This window comes from Paenibacillus sp. D9, from assembly GCF_001188365.1.
Lineage (GTDB): Bacteria > Bacillota > Bacilli > Paenibacillales > Paenibacillaceae > Paenibacillus_O > Paenibacillus_O humicus.
On record NZ_JZEJ01000001.1, the window covers coordinates 2,498,513 to 2,523,386 of the forward strand.

Annotated in this window: 21 protein-coding genes; 4 read left to right on the top strand and 17 right to left on the bottom strand. The window is 61.3% G+C overall.

The window, feature by feature from the left end:
- Positions 1-9: 9 nt before the first annotated feature.
- The 13 genes from uraH to VE23_RS11515 form a co-directional block, all read right to left on the bottom strand.
- Positions 10-387 (bottom strand): hydroxyisourate hydrolase, encoded by a 378-nt coding sequence (gene uraH / locus VE23_RS11455; protein WP_021881868.1) that lies wholly within the window; start codon positions 385-387, stop codon positions 10-12.
- Between the two features lie 65 nt (positions 388-452).
- Positions 453-959 carry a 2-oxo-4-hydroxy-4-carboxy-5-ureidoimidazoline decarboxylase gene (uraD, locus tag VE23_RS11460; RefSeq protein ID WP_021881867.1) on the bottom strand — a complete coding sequence of 169 codons (507 nt, stop codon included), beginning with the start codon at positions 957-959 and terminating at the stop codon, positions 453-455.
- A complete protein-coding gene (locus tag VE23_RS11465) occupies positions 956-1,438 on the bottom strand; it encodes a nucleoside deaminase (RefSeq protein ID WP_049868006.1) in 483 nt (160 codons plus the stop codon). The genes uraD and VE23_RS11465 overlap by 4 nt, the downstream gene beginning before the upstream one ends.
- A gap of 111 nt (positions 1,439-1,549) precedes the next feature.
- Positions 1,550-2,194 carry a (2Fe-2S)-binding protein gene (locus VE23_RS11470; protein ID WP_373864561.1) on the bottom strand — a complete coding sequence of 215 codons (645 nt, stop codon included), beginning with the start codon at positions 2,192-2,194 and terminating at the stop codon, positions 1,550-1,552.
- Positions 2,184-4,499, bottom strand: coding sequence for a xanthine dehydrogenase subunit D (pucD, locus tag VE23_RS11475; protein ID WP_049868008.1), 2,316 nt, complete (start codon positions 4,497-4,499; stop codon positions 2,184-2,186). The genes VE23_RS11470 and pucD overlap by 11 nt, the downstream gene beginning before the upstream one ends.
- A gap of 421 nt (positions 4,500-4,920) precedes the next feature.
- Positions 4,921-5,826 (bottom strand): FAD binding domain-containing protein, encoded by a 906-nt coding sequence (locus tag VE23_RS11480; protein WP_049868009.1) that lies wholly within the window; start codon positions 5,824-5,826, stop codon positions 4,921-4,923.
- Between the two features lie 85 nt (positions 5,827-5,911).
- The gene (locus VE23_RS11485; protein WP_048748252.1) at positions 5,912-6,841 is read right to left on the bottom strand and encodes an ABC transporter permease; all 930 of its coding nucleotides are present in this window, start codon (positions 6,839-6,841) and stop codon (positions 5,912-5,914) included.
- Between the two features lie 25 nt (positions 6,842-6,866).
- The gene (locus tag VE23_RS11490; RefSeq protein WP_232316886.1) at positions 6,867-8,282 is read right to left on the bottom strand and encodes an ABC transporter permease; all 1,416 of its coding nucleotides are present in this window, start codon (positions 8,280-8,282) and stop codon (positions 6,867-6,869) included.
- Complete coding sequence (locus VE23_RS11495) at positions 8,279-9,865, bottom strand: ABC transporter ATP-binding protein (RefSeq protein ID WP_049868010.1); 1,587 nt, start codon at positions 9,863-9,865, stop codon at positions 8,279-8,281. Before VE23_RS11495 ends, VE23_RS11490 begins: the two co-directional genes overlap by 4 nt.
- 107 nt (positions 9,866-9,972) lie before the next feature.
- Positions 9,973-11,133, bottom strand: coding sequence for a BMP family ABC transporter substrate-binding protein (locus VE23_RS11500; RefSeq protein WP_021881633.1), 1,161 nt, complete (start codon positions 11,131-11,133; stop codon positions 9,973-9,975).
- Between the two features lie 344 nt (positions 11,134-11,477).
- Positions 11,478-12,125, bottom strand: a complete 648-nt coding sequence (locus tag VE23_RS11505; protein WP_049868011.1) for a nucleotidyltransferase family protein — start codon at positions 12,123-12,125, stop codon at positions 11,478-11,480.
- Positions 12,122-13,210: an XdhC family protein gene (locus VE23_RS11510; RefSeq protein WP_049868012.1), complete on the bottom strand. Its 1,089-nt coding sequence runs from the start codon at positions 13,208-13,210 to the stop codon at positions 12,122-12,124. The genes VE23_RS11505 and VE23_RS11510 overlap by 4 nt, the downstream gene beginning before the upstream one ends.
- 67 nt (positions 13,211-13,277) lie before the next feature.
- Positions 13,278-14,888, bottom strand: coding sequence for a PucR family transcriptional regulator (locus VE23_RS11515; RefSeq protein ID WP_049868013.1), 1,611 nt, complete (start codon positions 14,886-14,888; stop codon positions 13,278-13,280).
- 411 nt (positions 14,889-15,299) lie between these two features.
- Between VE23_RS11515 and metE the strand changes: the two genes are divergently transcribed.
- Together metE and VE23_RS27345 are read left to right on the top strand one after the other, a co-directional pair.
- Positions 15,300-17,630 carry a 5-methyltetrahydropteroyltriglutamate--homocysteine S-methyltransferase gene (gene metE / locus VE23_RS11520; RefSeq protein ID WP_049868014.1) on the top strand — a complete coding sequence of 777 codons (2,331 nt, stop codon included), beginning with the start codon at positions 15,300-15,302 and terminating at the stop codon, positions 17,628-17,630.
- Between the two features lie 241 nt (positions 17,631-17,871).
- The gene (locus tag VE23_RS27345; RefSeq protein WP_021880059.1) at positions 17,872-18,189 is read left to right on the top strand and encodes a hypothetical protein; all 318 of its coding nucleotides are present in this window, start codon (positions 17,872-17,874) and stop codon (positions 18,187-18,189) included.
- 319 nt (positions 18,190-18,508) lie between these two features.
- Here the strand turns inward: VE23_RS27345 and nrdF are convergent, their stop codons facing one another.
- From nrdF to VE23_RS11545, 4 genes are all read right to left on the bottom strand, one after another.
- The gene (gene nrdF, locus VE23_RS11530; protein ID WP_048747196.1) at positions 18,509-19,465 is read right to left on the bottom strand and encodes a class 1b ribonucleoside-diphosphate reductase subunit beta; all 957 of its coding nucleotides are present in this window, start codon (positions 19,463-19,465) and stop codon (positions 18,509-18,511) included.
- Between the two features lie 165 nt (positions 19,466-19,630).
- On the bottom strand, positions 19,631-21,715 hold the full coding sequence (gene nrdE / locus VE23_RS11535; protein ID WP_048747170.1) for a class 1b ribonucleoside-diphosphate reductase subunit alpha: 2,085 nt from the start codon (positions 21,713-21,715) through the stop codon (positions 19,631-19,633).
- Entirely contained in the window at positions 21,702-22,061 is a 360-nt protein-coding gene (gene nrdI / locus VE23_RS11540; RefSeq protein WP_048747172.1) for a class Ib ribonucleoside-diphosphate reductase assembly flavoprotein NrdI, read from the bottom strand. Before nrdI ends, nrdE begins: the two co-directional genes overlap by 14 nt.
- A gap of 582 nt (positions 22,062-22,643) precedes the next feature.
- Positions 22,644-23,297: a TVP38/TMEM64 family protein gene (locus VE23_RS11545; protein WP_021880065.1), complete on the bottom strand. Its 654-nt coding sequence runs from the start codon at positions 23,295-23,297 to the stop codon at positions 22,644-22,646.
- A gap of 260 nt (positions 23,298-23,557) precedes the next feature.
- Here VE23_RS11545 and VE23_RS11550 point away from each other — a divergent pair, with 260 nt between their 5' ends.
- Both VE23_RS11550 and VE23_RS11555 read left to right on the top strand, forming a co-directional pair.
- Positions 23,558-23,752: a hypothetical protein gene (locus tag VE23_RS11550; RefSeq protein WP_021880067.1), complete on the top strand. Its 195-nt coding sequence runs from the start codon at positions 23,558-23,560 to the stop codon at positions 23,750-23,752.
- Between the two features lie 15 nt (positions 23,753-23,767).
- Positions 23,768-24,685 (top strand): LysR family transcriptional regulator, encoded by a 918-nt coding sequence (locus tag VE23_RS11555; protein ID WP_049868015.1) that lies wholly within the window; start codon positions 23,768-23,770, stop codon positions 24,683-24,685.
- The last annotated feature ends 189 nt before the right edge of the window (positions 24,686-24,874 follow it).

Sequence of the window (24,874 nt, forward strand, 5' to 3'; positions counted from 1 at the left end):
GTGTGATGGTCAGCTTCCTCTATAACTGCTGTATCCGCCAGGAGCGACGAGCAGCGGAACATGGTAATTTCCGCCGGCAGCCGTCACGGTGAAGCGGATCGGAATCTGCTCCAGAAAAAGTTCCCCGGCCGCTCCGGCCCGCCCTTCCACACCTGGCTCCAGGGATCGGAAGTAATCGCCTGCGAAAAACAGCAGCTCGTAAACGCCCGGCGTCAACGCTTCGCCCTCGAGCAAAGGCTGATCCAGCCTTCCGTCCTCGTTCGTGGAGCGTTCCCGAATGATGCCTTTGCCGCCGGCGCCCGCCAGCCGCGCAAGCTGCAGCTTCATGCCGGCGGCCGGGCCGCCATGGGCCATATCCAGCACATGGGTCGTCAATTTCCCTTCCATTCAAGCTCCTCCTCGAATTGACCTCGCTTCGCTGCCCGAGCTCCCCGGCCCCAGGCGGCCTGTCGTCATTCCGCGACCAGATCAGCGAGCCGGAAGCCGGTAATGCGCGCGATTTCCCGCAGCGCCTGGTCGAGCTCCTCTCCGCGCTCCCTGACTGCGCGCTCGGCCAGCGAAGCGAGGATGTCGTCCTTGTTCTTGCCCCGCACCGCCAAAATGAACGGAAAGCCGAAGCGGCCGACATAGTCCCGGTTCAGCGAGCTGAACCGCTCGTATTCCTCCGGGCTCAGGCTGTCCAGACCCGCTCCCTTCTGCTCCGATACGGACAGCTCGCTCATCGCCAGCTTCGTGCCGAGATCGGGATGGCAGCGCAGCAGCGCCAGCAGCTTCTCTTCCGGCGCGCTCCGGGCGGCATTCACCATGGCCGCATGCAGCTCCTCCGCAGATTCGAACGGCCGCAGCGGCTCGACTGCCCCGGCTACCCAGGGAGAATGCTCGAAGATGCCGCCGAGAGCTTCCACGAATGATGCGGCAGGCAATCCGTTCAGCTGCTCCATCGTCCACTTCGCGCTCACGACCAGTACCCCTCGTGGACGGCGACGACAGCTTCCTCGATCTCGGCGAACGGGCCGATGACCGTCACCGGCTTGCTTCCGGCCGCGAACACTTCCCGGCACGGCAGATCGAGCGTCGGATTCTGCTCGTCGTCGCCGGTCATTTCCAGCAGCCGCTTCTCGCTGATGCCGTAGACGACCGTACCGAGATTGCCCCAATAGATCGATCCCGCGCACATGGCGCAGGGCTCGACCGTCGTGTACATGACGCAGTCCCACAGGAACTTCCTGTCATAGACGGCGGAGGCCCGCTCCATCAGCGTCGTTTCCGCATGTCCGGTGCAATTGCTCTCCGTAATCTCGATGTTGCCCTGCTCCAGCAGCACGCGGCCTTCCTTGTCGACGAGAATCGCTCCGAACGGCGTGTTGCCCTCCGCCCTCGCCCGCTTCGATACCTCCACTGCAAGCTGCAAAAAAGGCAGATGGTCTTTTGGCTCCATTCCTTTTCCTCTCCTGACTTCTCTATGATATTAGGGCTGGTTCCGATGGCGTGCTTCTCTGACCCTTGCACAGCTCCAAGGACGAAAGCTCCCTGCCCTTCCGGCTTCGGACTATTCGGCGGGAGGCATCTCGCCCTGTCCTTCCGAGGCTCTGCATACGGCCCGGAATATGCTTCCGTACCCGGTGCATCGGCAAATATTGCCGGCCAGCGCCTCCTCCGTCTCCAAACGGCTCGGGCACGGATTATGCTCCAGCAGCGAAGAGACGGAGATGACCATTCCCGGCGTGCAGTAGCCGCATTGAAAGCCTCCTTCCTGAAGAAAAGCCGCCTTGACCCGGCCGGCCCGCTCTCCCTGCAGCCCCTCGATCGTCACCAGATCCGCGCCGCTGCATTGGTAAGCCGACAGCAGGCAGCTGTTGACCGGCTCTCCGTCCAGCAGCACCATGCAGGCTCCGCAGCGTCCGATTTCACAGGAGCGCTTGGTCCCCGTCAGGCCCAGATCCTCCCGGAGCAACGTGAGCATGCGGCGGGCCGGCCATGTTCCGATCGTCCGCTCTTCGCCGTTGAGGCGGAACGTCAGCTCGAACGGCGGCTCCCCGCCGCCTTCCTCCTCCACCGGCTCCGGCATGGAAGGCTCCTGCGGCCCGCTCTCTTCCGCTATCCGTTCATCCTGGATCGAAGCCGCTGCCGAATGCCTTTTGATCTCCAGCTTCGCCTCGCCCTCGGGATATTTCGGGCTGTCGTTATCCGGCATCCGCTTCCCCTCCTTCCGTCTCCGCCTGCGTCTCTGCCTGGAAAGAACGCTGGAGCAGCTCCGGCTGTACCGGAAGCTTCCTTACCCGGATGCCGGTCGCTTGCCGGATCGCAGCCGCGATGGCGGGAGACAGCGCGACCGAGCCGATCTCCCCGACTCCGCGGGGACCGTAGGCATCGTCCTCCGGCAGCTCCTCGATGGCCTCCACCGTCAACCGCCCGCTGTCCGCCGCCGTCGGCACGAGATACGTATCGAGGTTGCGGGTCAGATACCGTCCCTCTTCCATGACGGCATCCTCGCACAGCGCGAAGCCTAGCGCCATGGAGGCTCCTCCTTCGATCTGACCGAGATAGCCTTGCGGATTGGCAACGGGGCCGGCGGCTACGGCGTGGTACTGATCGGTCACCTTGACCCTGCCGGTCAGCAGGTCGACCTCCACACGGGCTGCCACTGCGGCATAAGTGTAGAGGAAGTGGGCTCCGACATGCTTTTTCGTCGTCACAGGGTAATGAAACGTCGTCTCGCAGATCAGCGTGCGGCCGGACGCGCGCAGGCGCTGCGACAGCTCCAGGTAAGAGAGGATCAGCCCTCCCTGCCGATCGCGGACTCCTCCCTCGCCGGTCTCCAGCTCCTCGGGCCGGAGGCCCGAAGCATCGGATGCTTCTTCCTTGAGGCGCCGCGTCAGCTCCGGGCGCAGCCTGCGCAGCGCCATCCACATCATGCTCGTCGCCCGGGAGGCCGTGCTGGAGCCGCTGTTCGGAACTTTGTCGGTGTCCCCGATGACGACGCGCACATCGGCGGCCCCGAACCCGAACTGCTCGATCAGCATCCCCTGCAGCGTGGCGATCAGCCCTTGGCCGAATTCCTCGTAGCCGAAAACCGCCTCGATTACGCCATCCTCCGCAAGCTGCAGAATGCCTCCCGCCGGATCCGGAATGCCATAGCCGAGACCGGCTCCGTGCATCGTGATCGCGGCTCCGACGCCGGTCCGGATCCACGGCTTCTTGCCGGGGCTGGAAACTTTCTCCTCAAGCTTCTCCCGGCCCTGCCTCCAGAGCGGGCTCCGCTCCAGCGCTTCCCACACCTGCCGCGCTCCGTCCGTCTGCGCGATCGGCTGGCCGAGCGGTCCCGGATCCCCCGTCCGGCGCATGTTGAGCCGCCGGAACTCCCATGGATCCATTCCATGCAGCTCCGCCAGCTCATCCATCTGCCCCTCCAGGGCGAAGATGGCCTGATTGCCGCCAAAGCCGCGGAATTCCCCGGATACGCCGTTGTTCGTATACACCGCCGAGCCCTCCACATCGAGATTCGGATGAAGATAGGGTCCGATGACATGCTCGGTAGAGAAATTGAGCACTTCGGCTCCCAGCGTGGCGTAAGCCCCCGTATCGGATAAAATGCGCGCCCGGTGGGCCAGCAGCCTGCCGTCCTTTCCTGTGCCCGTCTTCATGGAGATGATCATCGGATGGCGCTTCAGCCCTGCCCGGACGGATTCCATGCGGGAATTGTGCAGGCGCACCGGCCGGCCCGTCGCCAGCGCGAGCAGGCAGCCGTAAGGCTGGACGTTCAATTCATCCTTGCCTCCGAAGGAGCCGCCGATCGGACTGGATACGACGCGGATCCGCTCCTCCTCCCAGTTCAGGATGCGCGCCAGCTGCATCCGGTCCATCAGGCCGTGCTGAGTCGCCGAATACACGGTCAGCCTGCCATCCTTCTCCGGTATGAAGAGGCCGCCCTCGGTTTCCATGTAGGTATGCATCTGGCGGGGAGTGGAATAGACGTTCTCGACGATATGACGGCATCCGGCGAAAGCCGCCTCCGCATCCCCCGTCTTGTATTCCGTCCGATGCAGCAGATTGCCGTCCTCATGCAGGCGCGGGGCCTCCTCAGCCAGCGCCTGCGCAGGATCGCTCAGCACCGGCAGCGGCTCGTAGTCCACCTCGATGAGGGCGAGCGCAGCTTCCGCAAGCTCGTCGCTGTCCGCGGCGACCGCCGCCACAGCGTCCCCGATATACCGGACCCGGTCCTCGCAGAACACGGGCTGATGGGGAAAAGCGATGCCGAACCGGTTCAGGCCCGGTACGTCCTTATGGGTAAGCACCGCATGCACGCCGGGCAACGCCAGCGCCTTATCGATAGAGATCGCCTTGATTGCCGCGTGGGGATGGGCGCTTCGGAGCACGCGTCCGCACAGCGCGTCCGGAAGCTTCATGTCGGTCAAATACGTCAGCCTTCCGTTCACCTTGTCCGGACCGTCCGGCCGGGTCCGCCAGCGCTCTCCGCTGGACTCACGGTCAAGAATCATCGCGTCCCTCTCCTTCCGGTATGGTAAAAAAGACAAAAGCGGATAGCCCGAACTCCGAAAACGGATGGCTAGCCTATGGAGCAAGTGGCCCCAACTCCGAAAACGAATTGCTGGACGCGGGCAGGCCCAGCTCCGAAAACGGATGGCTCCTCCGATCGCTGTTGAAGACGGATTTCTTGATTTTTCACCCTTGATAAGGGAAATCCGTCTTCAAAGGCGAACGCTGCCGCTTCTCCAGAGCCATCCGTTCTTCTCCGTACCCTTCTCCAGCAGTTGCGGCTGCAAGCTCTCCGTACACGCAGCGGCTTCGCCCGCTGCCCGCCATCCACATTTTTGGCTAGCCGGCTTCCCGCCTGCCCCTCCGCTCCGCCGAAGCCGGCAACCCCTGCCAGGCCGAACTCCGCTCGGCCGAAGCCGGAAGTCAGCTTCCGCTCCAAGCCTCCCACCCCGCTGCCGCAGCAAGATTGGCCGCCGTCCGCCGGCGGTAATCGGCATCCGCGAAGACGTCGCCGGCGGGCAGGAACTCGGCCAGCGCAGCAGCATGGACGGCAGCGGCGGCTTCGGCCGCGCTCGCGCCGCCGGCAATGGCGCCGAGAGCGGCCCGCTCCGCGAGGCGAAGCCGCTGCGGGATGCAGGAGCCGCCGCCGGCGGCAAGCCGCAGCGCAGGCCGACCGCCCTGCCCGGGCAGCATCGTTCCCGACGCGGCGAAGCTGACGAGCGACGGAGTGAACGACTCGCGGCGCCCGACCTTGCGCCAGCAATGCCAGCCGCCGGCAGCCTGCGGCTCCGACCGGCTCTCCCGAAGCCGGATTCCGGCCAGCAGACGCCGTTCCGGCTCCGCCGAGGTACGGCGCTCATCGAGCCATTCATCCAGCGGCTGCTCGGCCAGACCGGCTCCGTCGTACCAGAGGAGTCCGGCTTCCAGCGCCAGCAGCGCCGGAAGCGAGTCCCCGATCGAAGAGGCGGCATTGCCGCCCAGCGTGCCGAGGTTGCGGATGCCCGGACCGCCGATCGTGCCGACAGCCTCATGCAGCAGCGGCCAGCGCTCGCGGATGGGCTTAGAACGCTTTACGGCCGCAAGCGTGGCCTGCGAGCCGACAAGAACCCCTTCGGAATCAGCCGCGATGTCCGCCAGCCCGGGGATTCCTCTCAAGTCCAGCAAATACGGCGGAAGCGCCGCCCCGTTCTCCCACTGCGTCCGCAGCAGGGATCCTCCGGCGACCGGCACGGCCGCCGCTTCCCGGCCCGCCCGGAGCAGCCAGGCTTCCTGCAGCGACATCGGCTTCAGAACCGCCGTCTGCATGCCAGGCATGGATTGAACCGCCATGTCTATTCCTCCTTCCGGCACGGAATGAACGCCGTGCCTCTTGCAGGATTCCATCGAGGCTCCGGTCTATCCGTCCCGGCCGTCCTTACAAGCGCTGCTCCCGAATGTACGGGCTGCCCAGCGCTTCGGGCGAGCCGGACGGCTTGCCGCGGTTGCGCCAGCCGAGATACATGAGCACGAGAATCGTGACGACGTACGGAATCATTTTCAGGAAATACGACGGAATTGCGGTGCCTTCCAGCTGGATGCGGAAGCCGAGCGAGTCCAGTGCCCCGAAGAAGTAGGCGCACAGCAAGGCGCGCAGCGGATTCCAGCGGGCGAAGATGATGAGCGCCACGGCGATCCAGCCTCTGCCGGCCGTCATGCCTTCGTTCCAGACCGGCGAATAAACGAGCAGCAGATCCGCTCCGGCCAGCCCGATCAGGATGGCTCCCGCCGTGACGTACAAATAGCGGGACAGCTGGACGCGGATGCCCATGACGTCCGCAGTCGCCGGATTGTCGCCCATCGCCCGCAAATGCAGCCCCCACGAGGTCCGGTGGATGAGCAGATGCAGGAGAACGGCGAGCGCGAAGCTTGCCCAGGTGAACACATCCAGATGCGCGAACAATTCGCCGAGCACCGGCACGCCGTCCAGAAAATCCAGATTCACCTTCGGCACCGGAGCCGGCATCGGCTGGCCGCTGACCGGCTTGCCGAGGTAAGCGCTGAGGCCGGTGCCGAACAGCGTCATCGCGAGGCCCGTGACGATATGGTTGGCCCGCAGCGACACCGTCATGAAGGCATGGATGAGGCCAAGCGCAGCCGAGACGCCGGCTGCCGCCAGCAGCGCCAGGCCGAGGCTACCCGTCCGCAAGTAGAGCAGGCAGGAAGTTACCGCGCCCATCAGCATGATGCCCTCGGTGCCGAGCTGGATGATGCCGGCGCGTTCGTTCAGAATTCCGCCCAGAGTCGCGATCAGCAGCGGTGTGCCGGAAGCGATGGCGGCTGCGAGCAGCATGATGAGAAAGTCCATAGGTCGATAGCCTCCCGGCGCGGTGTCAGGCGGTGCGGCGGACTCGGAACTTGGCCGCCATGTCGCCTGCGATGAGACAGAACAGGATCGCTCCTTGAATCATGGAAGAAATGGAGGAGGGCATGCCGATCGTCTGCACGCTGTAGCCGCCTACGATGAGGCCGCCAAAAAAGAATGAGGTGACGAGCAGTCCCGCCGGATGGAGCTTGGCGAGCCAGGCGACGATGATGGCGGTATAGCCGTAGCCCGGCGAGATGCCGTACATGAGCCGGTGGGCGACTCCCGACACCTCCGCCATGCCGGCGATGCCGGCGAGTCCGCCGCTGATGCCCATGACGATCAGGATGTGGCGGCGGATGTTGATGCCCGCTCCCCGCGCCGCGTCGGGATTGGCTCCGATCAGCCTGAGCTCGTAGCCCCAGCGGGTATAGCGGATCATGACCGCATACAGGATGACGGCGCCCACGGCGAACAGCAGCCCGAGGTGAAGGCGGGAATCGCCGAGCACCGGCAGCGACTGGTTGTCGCCGAACATCGGCGTGCCCGGGAAGTTGAAGCCCTTGGGATCCTTCCACGGACCGAAAACGACATAATTCAGGCCGAGCAGGGCGATATAGTTCAGCATGAGGGAAGTAATGAGCTCGTTGACCTGGAAATACGTCCGCGGAATGGCGGTCAGCAGCCCCCAGAACGCTCCGGCGGCGATGCCGGCGGCCAGCATGCACGGAATCGACAGCCAGAGCGGCAAGCCCGGCGCGTAGATCGTAACCGCGGTCGCTCCCATGGCGCCTGCGAGGAACTGCCCCTCCGCGCCGATGTTCCACACGGAGATCCGATAGGCGATCGAGACGCCTAGTCCGCACAGCAGCAGCGGAATCGCTTTGACGAGCGTTTCGGCAAGTCCGAATTCGGTGCCGAAGGCCCCGCGGAACATTTTGGCGTATACGGTGACGGGGTTCATGCCGTTCGCCCCGATGAAGACGGCGCAAATGAGCAAGCCCATGAAGATAGAGACGACCGGCGTCCACCAGGGCGAGCCTTTACCCGCCGGATCGATCTCCAGCCGGAACGGAAAGCGCGGCTTATCCGTCCCCGGCGCTCCAGCGCTGCTCGAACTTCCTGGCGCGGCTTCGGCCGATCCTGCCGATCTGCCCGCCGATGCCGCCTTAATCGGAGCTGCCGGGATATAGACGATATCCCCCCCGGCGGAAGCCAGCATCTGCGCGCTCCTTGCCGGCTGCTTCTCTTGCAGCCGCTGTTCCGATGCCGATCCGCCAGTCGAAACGCCTCTCGTGTATTCCGGCATCCCTTGCCGCCTCTCCGCCAAGTCTGCTCCGCCAGTTAAGGCGCCGCTCCGGTCCTCCTGCATCGCAGCCTGCCTCTGAGCCAAGGCCGCCCCTGCGGCCGAAGCGCCGACAGCGATGAATTTCAGCTTGCTCATACCAACGCCTCCTTCTTGCCGCGGTCCGGACTGCCTACCTGCTCGGCTTCGGCTGCAGCAGCCGCTTCCCGCATTCCTGTCATGAGCATGCCGATGACCGCGCGGTCCGCTTCATCATGCTTCAGCTCCCCGATGATCCGGCCGCCGAAGAGGACGAGAATCCGGTCGGACAGCTGCAGGATCTCATCCAGATCCTCCGAGATCAGCAGCACGCCGCTGCCTGCTTCCCGCATGTCCATGAGCATCCGATGCACGCTGTCGGCCGCGCCGACATCCAGTCCCTGCGTCGGGTGGACGGCGACGAGCAGCTTCGGCTCCCTTGCGATCTCGCGGGCGAACAGCAGCTTCTGCTGATTGCCTCCCGACAGCATCCGGACAGGGGTGTCGATGCCCGGCGTGCGGACGTCGAAGCGCTCCACCTGCTCCGCCGCCCAGCTCTTGTTGGCCCGCCCGCGCAGCAGTCCGAGACGAGAGGAGCGCTCGCTGCTCCGGTACGATTTGGCGATCAGGTTGTCCGTCAGCGCAAGGCTCCCCGCAAGGCCGCTCTTCATCCGGTTCTCCGGAATATGGGAAATTCCGGCCTCAATCGTGTCCCGCACCGAGGCGTTCCTCCATTTCTTGCCGTCGAACTCGATTTCGCCCGACTTCCACTCATGAAGCCCGTTGAGCACCTCGGCCAATTCCTTCTGGCCGTTGCCCGCGACGCCGGCAATGCCTACGATCTCGCCCCGGTTCACCGTCAGATCGAGTCCGTCCAGCGCTTGGCGCCCGCCGTGTCCGGCCGCTTTAAGCCTGCGGATGGCGAGCAGAGGCTCCGTTCCCGCCTCCCCGCGTTCCTTGCGCTCCAGCACGACTTCCTTGCCGACCATCAGACGGGCCAGCTCCCGCTCGTCCGTATCCTCCTTGGCCAGCGAGGCGATCATTCTGCCCTTGCGCATGACCGAGATGCGGTCGGCGACGCTCATGACCTCCTTCATTTTGTGCGTCGTGATGATGATCGTCTTGCCCTCGGCCCGCATCTGCCGCAGCGTCGCGAACAGCTGCTCCGCCTCGCCCGGCGTCAGCACGGAAGTCGGCTCGTCGAGAATGATGATGTCGGCGCCGCGATACAGCGTCTTGACGATCTCGACCCGCTGCTGCTCGCCGACGGACAGCTGCCAGATCGGCCGGTCCACCGGAAATCCGAGTCCGAAACGAGCGGCAAGCTCCTCGATTTCCCTTGATTTCCGCTTCAGCCAGCCGCGCCCTCTCCAGAGTGAGCCCTTTTCTCCCAGCACCATGTTCTCTGCAGCGGTCAGCGTCTGCACGAGGCGGAAGTTCTGGAACACCATGCCGATCCCGAGCTGGGAGGCTTCCTTGGGCGAGCGGATCCGAGCAGGCTTGCCGTTCAGGCAGATCTCTCCCTCGGTAGCGCGGTACACTCCGGAGAGCATGCACATCATCGTGCTTTTGCCGGCCCCGTTCTCCCCGAGCAGCGCATGGATTTCTCCCTTGGCCGCCTGGAAGTCCACATGGTCGTTGGCGGTGACGGAGCCGAACCTCTTCACGATTCCTCGCATGTCGACGGCTGGAATGGCATTCATCTCGGCAGTCCTCCTTCAGTATGAAGCGCGGGTGCAAAAACGGTTCAGACCCCTTGGGGACAAGGGATCTGAACACGCCCCGCTCCGGTTCGGATGATCGGTTGTCCTTACTTCGGAATGCTTCCGTCGACGCCTTTGACGAGCCAATCCATGGCGAGAATCTCGTCAAGGCTGAGCGACTTGCCTTGCTCGACCTTGGCCGCTCCGGACTGATCGGCGATCGGACCTGCGAATACGTCCAGCGTGCCGTCCAGCAGCTTGGCTTTGGCATCCTCGACCAGCTTCTTCACATCTTCCGGAATTTTAGCTCCCAGAGGGGCGAGGCCGACCATGCCGTCCTTGAGATCGCCCATGTATTGATCGCTCTTCCACGTTCCGTCCATGACGGACTTGACGACCTTCGTGTAATACGGACCCCAGTTCCAGGTCGGGTTGGTCAAATAGTTGTCCGGCGCAAACCGGCTCATGTCGGAATCGTTGCCTCCCGCGAACGCGCCGCGCTCGGCCGCCGCCTGGATTGTAGCCGGGGAATCCTGGTAGGCGAGCAGTACGTCCGCGCCTTTGTCCAGCAGGCTGACCGCCGCCTGCCGTTCCGCCGTCGGATCGTACCAGGTGTTGGACCAGATGACGCTTACTTTGGCGTCGGGGTTGACGCTTTGCGCTCCGAGGGCAAAGGCGTTCAGGTTGTAAATGACCTCCGGAATCGGGAACGCCCCGACATAGCCGATGAGGTTCTTTTTCGTCATCTTGCCGGCCGCGATGCCGGACAGGTAGCTGGCTTCATAGTTGCGTCCGAAGTAGGTGCCCATGTTGTCCGCCGTTTTATAGCCCGCCGCATGCTCGAAAATGACTTTGGGGAACTTCTTCGCCACGTTCAGCGTGTAGTCCATATAGCCGAAGCTGGTCGTAAAGATGATGTCATGGTCCTGCGCCAGCTCGGTGATGATCCGCTCGGCGTCCGCGCTTTCCGGGACGTTCTCGACGGTATCCGCCTTGATGCCGGTCTGCTCTTCCATATATTTGCGGCCATTGTCATGCTCGTAGGTCCAGCCGCCGTCTCCTGGCGGCCCGATGTAGACAAAGGCGACCCGAGGCTTCTCGATCGCCGGCTTGCCGCTCCCGCCCTCCGCCGTGCCTGTATTTGCCGCCGTACCTGCATTTGCCGCCGTGCCGGAATTCGAGCTCGAGCTGTTCCCGCATCCTGCCGTCACAAGCATAAGTGCCATCAGCATGACCGTCGCTGCTTTGAACGAAATGACCCTCTTCATCTCTTATCCTCCTTAGATCGGCTGCCTGGCTCGGGGCCGCGGCAGAGGCTTTCTGATCCCAACTATAAGATTCACGCTTTGTTTGCGTCAATTAACCTGACATACATTTGGGATCAAGGCTGGTTTGTATCGGTTTTCATTGTGCATGATGCACGAACAGGAGATGGAAATGATGCCTGTTGCCGCGCTTCGATAAAAATCGTGTCAGATAAATGTTACCTTTTCGTCGAGTGGGTTGATCCGGCCCATGATCTGCCTTCCCCCATCCAAAAAAAGACCCGAGCCTCCGAAAAGGAGATTCGAGTCTTCTGTCCCTATCGAACTTGCGCGCTCCGGTCCGCCGGCTAGCCATTCAGCCATGTCTGGGCGATCATCTCCAAATCCTCGGGAGTATCGACATCGTACAGGCTGCTCTCCGCCACATCCGCGAGCATTTCGCCCCTGAAGCCCGCGCCGGCGAACAGCTGCCGCGCCCCGCGGTCCCCTTCCAGCCTGGCCAGTGCCGAGAACATGGAGCCGCGCATGATCGCCGGCGGCATCGGTACGCCTTGCAGGCCGCATGCGGCCCAGTCGAGCTCCGGATGCCCATGCAGGACATCCGCCAGCCTGGCCAGCAGCCCGGCGTCGACGAGCGGCTGGTCGGCGAGAACGACGAGCACCGCATCCGGCGGCTCGCCGCCGGCGCCGTCAGCGGCCGCCGCCAGGCCGCAGCGCAAGGAATGGGCCATGCCAAGGGAAGCATCGCGGCAGAGCACGACTTCCACCGCCGTCTTGCCGGCCGCTTCGCCGGACGCACCCGGCAGCCAGGAGCAGTCGTCGTCCTCCCGCACGACGACAAGCAGGCGCTGCAGCCCCGCGCCCGCCATCGCCCGAACGGCTGAAGCGCCCAGCGGCGTTCCATCCGGCAGAAGCTGCCGCAGCTTCGGGGCTCCCATCCGGCGGCTGAAGCCCGCGGCCAGACAGATTCCCGTTATTTTCAGCGGACGACTCATGTCCTTCCCGGCTTAATCGGGCAGGCGAAGCCGGCTTCGCCTCCGGCAGCTCCGAGTAGACCCGCCTCCCGGTCTCGAGGAAGAGGGACAAGCGAACGCCGCGGACGAATGGAAGTCCTTGCTGCGGGCTTCTCCTCCCGCGCGGCCAGCCGCCGCACGGCGATCAGCTCGGCGACGACGCTGACCGCGATTTCTTCCGGACCGTCCGCCCCGATGTCGAGACCGACCGGCGCGTAGACGGGAGCAGCGGGCAGAAGGCCGTCAAGCAGCGCCGCCACCCGCCTGCGGGAGCCCAGAATCCCGATATATCGCAGCGGGCAGGGAGCGAGCAGCTCCAGCATCGCCCGATCCCGCTGAAGCTGATGACTGCAGATGAACGCATAATCGGCAGGACCGACGTTCAGCTTCCGCACAATGGAGTCCGCCGTTCCGAGCGCCAGCTGCGCTCCCGGAAACCGCTCCGCCGTGCATAGCTCTTCCCGCCAGTCGGCCACGGCAAGGCGGAACCCTGCCGCTTCCGCCAGCCGCGCAACCGGAAGCGAATCGGCTCCGGCCCCGAAGACGATCAGGCGAGGGCGGGCATGAATCGGAAAGGAATAGATGCCGGCTCCGTCGTTCTCGACACCGCCGGAAAAGCTCGATGCTTCCAGCAGCCGGTATTCGATCGCCCGTCCTGCCGAGCCCAGCACCCGCTCCAAATGCACGGCGGTCTCGCCGTCATGAGCCGCAGCCCTTCGGATGCAGGAGGCCAGCTCCCCTTCCACCCTTTCCAGGAGGACCGTCACCGTTCCGCCGCAGCCGATCGCCTCGCCCCACAGCAAGTCGTCGGGCGATTCCATTTCGTACCGCACCGTTGCCCAAGCCGGCTCGGGGGGCGGAGAGCCCATATCCAGCAAAGCCTCGGCCCTCGCCTCGAGATCGGCTTCCAGGCAGCCGGGGCTGAGGCTGCCGCGCTTCCAGCCGCCGCGGCCCAGCAGCATGCAGGCTCCCGGCTTGCGGTAGGAATGTCCATTTACCTCCACAATCGTCGCCAGGACGGCCGGCCGCTCGCCATCCCAGGATGAAAACACCCGATGCGCATCCATGAGCATCCCTCCTTATCGTCCTACCCGACGGCCGTTCTACGCGGAACGCTCGCGGTTGATCCCCTCTTTATTTCCTTCCGGCCGTTCGCAGCGCCGCAGCCGGCTCCTCCGCTTTCGCCGACATGCCTCGCAGCTGGAAAGCCAGCTTCAGCCGCAGCAGATCGTCCGTCTTCTTGAGATCGACCTCCAGCAGCTCGCTGATCTTATCCATCCGGTAGGAAGCCGTATTCCGGTGGATGTAGAGCTTCTTGGCCGTCTCGCTCAGCTGGCCGTCGTTGTCGAGGTAAACCTCCAGCGTCCGCAGCATCTCCTGCCTGTATTCCGGCTCTTTGCGCAGCAATCCCCCCAGCACCCGGTCGCAAAAGGCCGCCATCCTCTCTTTCGGGCAATGCTCGAACAGATAGGCGAGCTCCAGCTTCCGGTAGGGCACGACCGGATCCGGCACTCCCCATTCGGCGGCGAGCCGCAGCGTCTCCTTGAGCTCCATCCACGCCGAAGCGAGAGACTGCTCTCCGCTCCTGCGCCCGCCTATGGCCGCTCTTGCGACACAGCCGGCCGACTTGCGCAGATTGCCGGAGCATGACGCGAGATGCTCCGCCAGCTCATCGGCTCCGGCTCCATCGGGAAACAGCGACAGGACGCCCTCCTCCATATCCAGATGAAGGGCTCCTAGTGCCGACAGGACGGGATGGCTCCCGTATTCCTGGCGGATCCTCTCCATTCTGGCGCTGCGCCCCGCAGCGTCGGAAGTGCCGCCCGGCGAGGTCAGAACCGGGATGTACGCTCCTTTCAGCACGGAATTGCCGGAGCCCTCTCCGTAGGCGGCGAGCTCGGCGGGAGGCAATGCGCCGGCAAGACAGGCCCGGATCTGGTCCTCGTACTGCCTGCTGCGATTGTCCGCGGACTGAATTCGCGCTTCCATCTGATAGGCGATCAGCTCCGCCGCCTGATGGAACAGCCCTTCCTCCAGCGTCGTGAAGAGAGGCTCGCCCGTGACAAAGCAGGCGTATCCCGCCGGCTTCGCTCCGCTGAGGAGAGGCACGCGGTAGCATTGCCAGCCTTCCCCCTTCACCCAGGGATGCCGCCCCGTCCATGGCCATGCCCGCAGAAGGCTCTCTTCCGGCACGCCGCTGTTGTTGAACAGAGCTCTTCCTTCCGCGCTGACGACCGCGAGAGGATAGCCGACAACGCCGCTGATTTCCTCGAACAGCTGGAGAATGGGATCGCTTTGGAGGGCGAAGCGCATGAGCCGCTTCTGCTTTTCCATCGCGGCCTGCAGAGCTTTTGTGCTCCGCTGCATTTCGGCTCTGTAGAGCCCGTTCATTTGATCGGAGAAAGTGAATTCGTACGGAAGCTGAATGAGGGGAAAGCCAAGCTTGTCGGCCATGAGGATAAGCGCAGGAGGGATCTGCTCCCAGAATCGGCCCAGCTTGATGCCGAGTCCGGAAGAGCCTCTGCGGTTCAGCTGCTCCAGCAGCCCCGCTCCGCCCTGAGGGTCGTCCTTGATCAGATAGCCTGTCGTGAACAGCATCTCGCCGTCCTTGATCCAGTCCCAGATATCGGGAGCGTCCATGACATTGACGGATTTGACGATGCGGTTTTTCCCGGCTGCTCCCGCAACGAGCTTTCCTTCCGACAGGGGATAGACGGACAGCGCATCTTCGACGGTCAAATGCATTGAGGTTCCTCCTCGCGCTGGCTTGATCTTTCTTTATGTTAGGTTATCTACCATTATAAATTGAGATCATCCATCCAACAATCCTTTTTTGTTTATCCCACCGTCGTCTCTCTATATATCTAACACAAAACTCACATAAATGAATGATAACTTTCCTTTTGCTCTTTCCTTTGCCCTTTCAACTTTCTTTTCCTTTCAACTTTCTTTCCCTCTCCCCTTCGGCTTTTCCCTTTTCCTTGCAGTTCTCTTGCCTTGAACTCCAGACTTTCGCTCATCGCGAAATTTCGGGTATAGCCGCAGAGCATGGCCAGCTATAGCTTATAAGCCTTAGTCTATATCCGAGCAATCATGTTATGTTTCGTTTAAGGCAAGATCAGGAACGCCGCACATTTATTTTCGGGAGGATACGGAATGAACGCGATCAGCAGCAGCTTGGGCTACCCCAACATCGGGAACAAGCGGGAATGGAAGCAAGCGCTGGAGGCATTTTGGGCCGGCAAAATCGAAGAGGGAGAATTTCTTTCCCGCATGGAAGAAATCCGGATCGGCCGCCTGCGCCGCCAATCGGAGGCAGGAATCGGTCTCGTGCCGGTAGGCGACTTCACTTTCTACGACCGGGTGCTCGACACGTCGGCCATGTTCGGTCTTATTCCGGCACGCTTCGGCTATCAAGACGGCCCTGTGACGAACGATCTGTATTTTGCCATGGCCCGCGGCCGAAAAGACGCTACCGCTTGCGAGATGACAAAGTGGTTCAATACAAACTATCACTATATTGTCCCCGAGCTTCAGCATGCGGAAGCCAAGCTGGTGCGCAACTACCCGCTTGAGGCTTATCTCGAAGCGAAGGAAAAGCTCGGCCTGCAAGCCAAGCCGGTGCTGATCGGTCCCTTCACTTTCCTCAAGCTGTCCAAAGGCTACACGGCCGGCGAGTTCGACGGCTGGATCGCCAAGCTGGTCCCTCTCTATGGCCGCGTGCTCGCGGAGCTTCGCGATGCCGGGGCCGAATGGGTGCAGATCGACGAGCCGTCCGTCACGGGCGAGCTCGAAGCGGCGGATTGGAAGCGGCTGGAGACCATCTACAGCGAGCTCGCCGCCGCCGCTCCGGAGCTGAAGCTGATGCTCCAAACCTACTTCGATGCTCCTGCCGACTATGCCGCTCTTACCGCGCTTCCGGTCGCCGGCATCGGCCTGGACTTCGTCCATGACCGCGGCGTCAATCTGCAAGCTCTCCTCTCCGGCGGCTATCCGTCCGGACGCGTACTCGGAGCGGGCATCATCGACGGACGCGGCATCTGGAGAACCGATCTGGCCAAGGCGCTGGCGCTCGTGGAGAAGATCGCTTCCGTGGTCCCTGCCGATCGTCTCCATATCCAGCCTTCGTGCAGCCTGCTGCATGTGCCCGTCAGCCTCAGCGGCGAAACCGGCCTTCCGGAAGGCCTGCGGGGAGCTCTCGCCGGCGCGGATGAAAAGCTGGAGGAGCTGACGCTTCTGACCGCTGCAGCCGCCTTCGGCACCGCCGGGCTTGGCGATCCGCAGCTTGCCGGCGCAGAGCGCATCCGGGACGGCCTGGCCGCCAACCGCGCGGCGCTCGAAGCTCTCGAAGCCCTGCCGGAGCGCCATAACGCCGCCGTGCGCGAAGAAGCGAAGCGGCTTGCGGCTGCACGCACGTTCCGTTCCAGCAGCTTCTCCGACCGCCGGCCGGTCCAGCAGAAAAAATGGCAGCTGCCCTTCCTGCCCACGACGACGATCGGCAGCTTCCCGCAGACGGCCGAAGTCCGTTCCGCCCGGGCGCGCTGGCGCAAAGGCGAGCTGCCTGATGATGCCTATGAGGCCTTCATCCGCGAAGAAATCGCCAAGTGGATCTCTGTGCAGGAGAACATCGGCATTGACGTGCTCGTTCACGGCGAATTCGAGCGTACGGACATGGTCGAATTTTTCGGCGAGAAGCTGGAAGGCTTCGCTTTCACCCGGGGCGGTTGGGTCCAATCGTACGGCTCCCGCTGCGTGAAGCCGCCCGTCATCTACGGCGATGTCCAGCTGACGAAGCCGATGACGGTCAAGGAAACCGTCTACGCCCAGTCTCTGACGAGCCATCCGGTCAAAGGCATGCTTACGGGTCCGGTTACGATTCTCAATTGGTCGTTTGTCCGCCACGACTTGCCGCGCACGGAGGTCGCCTTCCAGATCGCCCTGGCGCTGCGCAAGGAAGTCGAAGCTCTGGAATCGGCAGGCATCGGCATGATTCAGGTGGATGAGCCCGCCCTGCGCGAAGGCCTTCCTCTGAAGAAAAGCCTTTGGCCGGAAGAGCTCGAAGCGGCCGTGGACGCTTTCCGCCTCGTCACGACGGGAGTCCAGGACGAAACGCAGATCCATACGCATATGTGCTACTGCGAATTCTCGGATATCATCGACACGATCCGCGATCTCGACGCCGACGTCATCTCGATCGAAACGTCGCGCTCGCATGGAGAGCTCATCCAGAGCTTCGAGGAGAACACGTACGGCAAGGGAATCGGACTCGGCGTCTACGACATCCATAGCCCTCGGGTTCCTTCCACGGAAGAGATGATCGCCATGATCGAGCGCTCGCTCCGCAACCTTGATCCGGAGCTGTTCTGGATCAATCCGGATTGCGGCCTCAAAACGCGGGGACGCGAGGAAACGGAAGCTTCGCTTGCCCATATGGTGGCCGCCGCCCGTGAAGTTCGCGCTCGCCGCTCCGCAATACAACAGGCATAATCACCCATTTTTGGTTGGGCAGTCATGCTTTCCGCTCCAAATAAAGAAGCTCTTTTCCATTCTCCGCTAGCAGAGAAGGAAAAAAGCTTCTTTTTTGTTCTCAATTCGAATAAGTTAAAATCGGTAATTCAAAAATAAATTTTACGAATGTTGATATAAATAGTGCAAATTTCCCGATTTCTTTCCGATATAAGAGTTAATTAGGTCAATGGACTTACATATACAGGAGAGGGAGTTTGCTATGAGCATTACCAGCACGTATGACAAAGCCACGCATCGGATTCAAAGCAATCTGGAAACGCTGATCCGCCAGTATTTCATCGATGAATCGACCAACACGCTTCTCCCCATCCGGTCCTACACCGAGCTGAGCAGCGAAACCAAACGCCTGTACAAACCACTCACCAAAGGCGCTCTCGCCCGCCTGGCCGGGGTTCGCCCCAATGTCATCACCGAAATCTGCCATCTGCAGCGCGGAACGCTCAACATCTACCATCTCAGTTCCATCGCGGAAGCGCTTAAGATCAAGGATATCAATGAAATCATCGAGCTGAAATAACATTCACGCCCCCCCAAAAAAGCTCCAAGCCGTTGCTTGCAATCGGCTTGGAGCTTTTTTGGGTTTGTCCAGCCACGTACAGCACAGCCGCAGCCTATGGAGCTGCTGCCGCTGCTTTTTCGGACAGTAGCCCCTTCCGTATGGAGGCAGTCTGCTCTTGAGGCTTTTCCTGCTTCGCTGCCATTGGAGACTCAAGCAACTAAGACGGTTCCGGCGAGTCGGGCCGCATTCGTGCACAAAAAAACTGCCCTCAAGCTTATGCGCTTGGGGGCAGCTGGCAGGCAGCTTGAACGCAGCTTCAAAACCTGCCGGTCCGTGTTTAGAAATTGAAGGTAAAGTCCTCATCGCGAAGCGGCTCGACGTTGAGGGTCCGCACATAGCCGTTGCCCTTCTTGGAGAAGAAGTCATGCTGCTTCGTGCGGGTGCTGATGCCGTTGAACACGATCGGATTGACATCCTCTTCCTCGAAGAGCGGCTCGAGGCCGAGGTTCATCATCGCTTTGTTGGCGTTGTAGCGGACAAAGGTCTTGACCTCGTCCTGAAGTCCGATGCCGCTGTACAGCTCATCCGTGTAGCGGTCCTCGTTCTCGTGCAGCGTCGTCAGGAGAGTCCGCAGCTCCTGCAGCGTCTCCGCCTGCTCCTGCTCGCTGAGGGAGGCATGGACCTCCTGGGCCAGCACGCCGACGTAGAGGCCATGAATGCTCTCGTCGCGCAGAATCAGATCGATGATCTCGCCGCTGCTCGTCATCTTGCCTTGACCGGCCAGATAGAGCGGATAGAAGAAGCCGCTGTAGAACAGGTAGCTCTCCAGCAGGACCGATGCCGCCATAGCCATATACAGCGAGCGAGGCGAGTCGATGTTGCGGTAGTAAGCCGAGATGACCGAGGCTTTCTTCTGCAGCAAAGGATGCTTCTCCACCCATTTGAATACCGCGTCGATCTCTTCCGTGGAAGCCAGCGTCGTGAAGATGCTGCTGTAGGACTTCGCATGGATCTGCTCCATCATGCCCATGAATCCGAGCACCGCCTTGCGCTGAAGGCCGTCTACATGCTCCACGAGGCTCGGCATGCCGACTCCTCCCTGAACGGTATCGAGCAGGGTGAGGCCTCCGAGCACTTTCATGTAGGTGTCTCTCTCCTGGTCGTTCAGGTACATCCAGCTCATTTTGTCGTCGGAGAGCGGAATTTCCTCGTCCGTCCAGAACTGCATGAGGTTCTGGCTCCAGAAGGTTGCGGTGTAGTCGTCGTCCGGACGGTTCCAGTTGACGGCGCGCAGCGGAGCGGAAGCGGCGGCTTCCGTGTTCAGGCCAGAGGCAGAAGGCGTATCCTGCGTAGCGAGATCGATCGGTTTCATGGGGTTTCCTCCTTGTATATCGCGGCTCGGCGGCCCTAATTAACGAGAGCCGCATCAATGCGGCTCTCGGTGATGGTCATGGAAAGATCAAACGGCGCAGCTGACGCACTCTTCCACCCCAAGGCGGTTCGTGCGGGTATAGTAGAGCGACTTGAGCCCTTTGTGCGCTGCGTACAGGTAGTAGCGGGCAAGCTCGCGCGTCGTTACGCTGCTGTTGACGTGAAGCACGGCGGAGATGCCCTGGTCGATATGCTCCTGGATCTCGGCGATCAGATCGATGACCTTGAACTGATCCATCGCATAGGCGGATTTGTAATAGAAGAAATTGTCCAGAGACAGGAACGGCATCGGATAGTAGGTCGTCGAGTTCGCGTAGGTGCGGGTCTCGATCGGCTCTACGATCGGCATGACGCTGGAAGTCGCATTTTGCACGTACGAGATGCTCTGCGTCGGCGCGATCGCCAGACGGTAGGCATGGTACAGGCCTTGGCGCGCTACCTTCTCCTTGAGCTCCGCCCAGTCTGCCGGGGACGGAATCGCTATTCCCTCGAACAGCTCCTTGACGCGGGCCGTTGTCGGACGGTAGTCGGTAGCGAGGTACCGGTCGAAGTATGTGCCCTTCGCATATTCGGAACGCTCGTAGTCGCGGAAGCGCTCGTTCTTCTCCGCGGCGATGTCGGAGCTCTTCTCGATGGAATAGAAATTCATCATCATGAAGAACGTGCGGACGAAGTCTTTGGCTTCCGGGCTTTCGTAGGCGATCTTGTTCTTCGCCAGATACCCGTGCAGGTTCATCGCGCCGAGGCCGACCGAGTGCATTTCTTCGTTGGCCTTCACGACGCCCGGCGCATTGGAGACGCGGGTCATGTCGCTGACGGAAGTCAGGCCGGCCATTCCCTCGTGCACCGTTTCGCGGATTTTGCGGTGCTGCATCACGTTGGCGATGTTCATCGAAGCCAGGTTGCAGCTGATGTCGCGGCGGATCGTGTCCGCTTCGCCGAAGTCGCCGATCTCGGACGTCTCCTGCAGCTGGTAAATCTCCGTGCACAGGTTGGACATCTTGATGGAGCCGATATCCTTCAGGGCATGGTTACGGTTCGCGTTGCTCTTGTTCATAATATACGGATAGCCGGATTCCAGCTGGATCGTGGCGATCTTCACGAGCATGTCGCGGGCGCTCATGATCAGCTTCTTTTTGACGGCCGGGTTGGCCATCAGCTCGTCGTACATCTCATCCATGTCGAGATCGTCGAGATGGGAGCCGTAAGCCTTGAAGACGGAATACGGGGCGAAAGCATGCAGCGGCTTGTTCTCTTCGGCCAGCTTATAGAACTTGTTCGGCACGATCAGGCCGATCGACAGCGTCTTCAGGCGGGTTTTCTCGTCGGCGTTGATCTTCTTGCTGTCGAGGAACTCCATGATGTCCCAACCGAAGATGTTGTAGTAGGCCGCTCCCGATCCTTTGCGCTGGCCCATCTGATCGGCATAGGAGAAGGCATCCTCCATCAGCTTGAGCACCGGCATGATGCCCTTCGCCGCGCCCTCCACGCCTTTGATCGGCTCGCCGCGTCCGCGCAGCTTGGACAGGTTGACGGCGACGCCGCCGCCGATCTTCGACAGCTGCATGCAGGTCGAGAGGTTGTAGTTGATGGAGTTCAAGGAATCGTCCATCTCCAGCAGGAAGCAGCTGACCATCTCGCCGCGGCGGCTCTTGCCGGCGTTGAGGAAGGTCGGAGTCGCCGGCTGCAGGCGCTGCTCCATCATGGATACCGCCAGCGACTTGGCCAGCTCCGCGTCGCCGCGGCCCAGATGCAGAGCCGTGACCGCTACCCGGTCCGGATAATGCTCCAGGAACTGCGAGCGGTCGTTGCTGCGCATCGCGTAGTCCGTGTAGAACTTGGAGGCCGCCATATAGGAAGGGAATTCGAACTCCAGGCTGTGCGCCAGCTCGAATACGGCAACCGCTTCTTCTTCCGTATAATGGTTGTACAGATTCTCGTAATAGTCGTTCGCGATCAGATAATCGATCTTGTCCTTATGGCTTGCGAAGACAGGGCTCTTGGCCCGCGCTTCTTCCATGAATGCCGCTACGGCCTCCCGATCCTTCTCCAGCTTGAAGAATCCGTCCGCTCCGCGCTTCATAATCTCGTTGTTCAGCTCAATATGCCGCAAGGGGCTGCACCTCCCGCATGAATTGTTCGACGTCCCGCGTCGTGCCCGATAGCTCGAATTTGCAAATGACCGGCACCTCGTATTGCTCGGACAGCATATCCGCGCTGCCCGCGAAGTTGGGTCCCCAGTTGCGGTTGCCGCTGGCCGACACGCCTCGAAGATAGGAACCGCTGCGCTGCAGGAACGCATCCACGGCAGGCGGCACCTGGCCGAAGCCGGTCGTATAGGTCACGAGGACGAACGGCTCCTCCAAGGTTGTGGAATCGTCGATTTTCACGGCCGGGAATCCCAGCTTGCTGACGAATCTCTTCACATTGCCGGTACGCGAGGCGTAAGCGATCAGCATGGCGGTTCACTCCTTCAAAAAAATGTGTGGCAACTAGATGTTGTGTCTCGAACCGGAACGGGGTATAAGGAGCCCGCGCTGCCGATTACTGTCGAAAAGACAATAAAAAGGACCTGCTTGGAGGTTGTTGCTCTTGCTGCCGCTCCATCAGGCTGTGTCCGGTGTGTATGGTCGTGTTGTCTGATCCTGTCTGTGTCTGGCCGCGGAAGCTGCCTTCCGCAAGCAAATCGCTCGGCCCGGACTCCCGTTCGGGGCGGCGGCCGAAACGCTGCCGATGGCCCTCTCCGCAGCATGGCCCGGGGTGGCCGGGCCATGCTGCGGAGTATCCGGAAGAAGCATATATTGGGTCTTGACAGCTTGTCCGCTTCATGCTTCAAACTGCTATATGTAGGTCTAGGTGTTAAATTTAACACCATATATTGTGGCTGTCAAGCCGTTGACACGTATATACCCTTATGCCGGCGAATTGAAAACACCACCCCGAAAATGGACTTATTCACAGCTGTTGATAAGAACCGAAAGAGCCCTGGGAAAGTGTCCCCGGGCTCTTGTTCAGGTAATTATCCACAAGATTCTGCACGCTTAGACAGGAAGATCGGGCTTGTCGGACGGAGAATTTTTTTTGCTTTCTCCCCTCCATTTCCGAACCCTCGGGCTCTTGGCCGCCCGGCTGGCCAGGAAGACGATGCCGAGAACGGCGAGAAAGATAAAATACGACAAGATCAGCACCCGAAGATCCGCATCGGGAAAAATCAGCGAAGAGCTGATGATGCCGAACATCCATATATGGGATAGGTTTCCGACGAGGGACGACCACAGATAGGGGCCGAATTTGACCGGGGCGACGGCAGACATGAACGAAATCAGGTTGTTCGGCATGATGGGAATCGTACGAAGCAGGATGACCAGCCAGGCTCCGTATTGATCCAGGCTGCCCTGCCACCGCTCGTAGCGGTCCATCCGCGCCTGGAAGCGCCGCTGGACCTTGCCGTAGAAGAAAAAGCGGAACAGCAAGTACACGACGAGCGCGGATACCGTGCCGGCGACCCAGCTCGCCGCGAGTCCTCCTGCAATGCCCAGGATGGAGATATGCAGCATGATGATCGTGGCGAAGGGAAAGACGCCGAACAGTCCTTGGATAATAGCTAGGGGGATCGTCAGAAGCAGGATATACGGCCCATCCAGGCCGCTGGCCGTGACCAGGGCGTCTATCCACCCGTTCAATCGATCGAACATGCTCTCACCGCTTCTTTATCGAATTAAGGGGTCCTTTAATATAGTACTTAACATTTTACGTTATGACACGCGCAAAAACAAAGTCATCCTCTGGCAAGCATGGCAGTCTGAAGACCGTCTTTCCATAGCGTGCCATGATTGCGCTTCCATCGTTGGAGACGATGGCCGACATCGGAAAGTGTGCCGAATCCCCCTCTCGGAATGATGATACGCTGAATCTATTCCGGATGGCGTTCTCGCCCTGCGAGGGGGAAAAGTAAATGTTGTCGCATGAATATTTTGCGGATACACTAGCGAAACAGAAGAAAATGGAAATCAGCACCATGCTGGACAGGGAGCTGCTTGCGGCCCAAGCATGCCCGCAGAGCAGGAGCAGGCTCCGCCGCCTGCTGGCCTTCGCCGCGAACATGCTTCCGGCGCTCGGCAGAACGGCGCAGAAGAAGAACCCCAATTGAAACGGCGGTGTCAGGATGGAGCTCAATTATTTGCGCACGTTTATCGAGGTGGCACGATGCAACAGCTTCACCAAGGCCGCGGAGCAGCTGGGCTATGCCCAGTCCAGCGTCACGCAGCAGATCCAGAAGCTGGAGCTGGAGTACAACGCCAGCCTGTTCGAGCGCTACGGCAGGCATATGAAGCTCACCTCCGCGGGAGAGCAGCTGTTCGACCGTTTCGTGGAAATTCTCGCCTTGTACGACAGCTCCAAGGAGCTCGTATCCGGACAGATGAAGGGCAGCCTCGTCATCGGCACCATTGAGTCCATGATCGCCTATTTCCTCCCCCCTGTCATCCAGAAGTTCCGGCGCGCCTATCCGGACATCACCATTCAAGTTCGGCCGGTTGTCGAAGAATGCATCATCCCGAAGGTTCGATACGGCGACCTGGATATCGGATTGTTCCTCGGCAAGCCGGTAAGCGAAGACGGCCTTCATACCGCCGTCCTGAGAGAGGAGCCGCTTGTGTTCGTAGCGGAACCCTGCCACCCCATCTTCCAGGACGCGGAGCGCGGGCTGGCCTGCTTCGAGAACTTCTCGTACGTCGCCACCGAGCAAGGCTGTGTCTACCGTTCCGCCTTCGAGGCGCTGCTGGCGCGGCACGGGATCGAGTATCGGATCCATCATGAGTTCGGCAGCCTCGAAGCGATCAAGCAGTGCGTCGGATTCGGTCTCGGCGTCGGCCTGCTGCCCCGCATCACGGTAGAGCGCGAGCTTGCGCTCGGCATCCTCAAGGAACTTCCGTTCAGCCATCCCGACATCTCCATGTCCAACCAGTATCTGTATCATAAGCGCAAATGGCTCAACCCCGCTTTGCAGCATTTCATCAAGCTGCTTGAGGCCGCGATCTCCCGAGAGGCAGGAGCTCCCGAGGACGAGGCGGTCCTTCATTGAGCTCTGCCGTCGCGGAGATCTCAGAAGCGGGAGAGCAGCGCAAAAAGACAAGAATCGGGAATTCCCCGCATCCTTGTCTTTTTTGTGTCCCGTGCATACCTGCCTTTGGAACGCGATCAACCGATTGCCGGCTCCGCTTCGATAACCAGCCATTCCGGACTCCGGAAGACTGGTCGGCGCTGCATGACG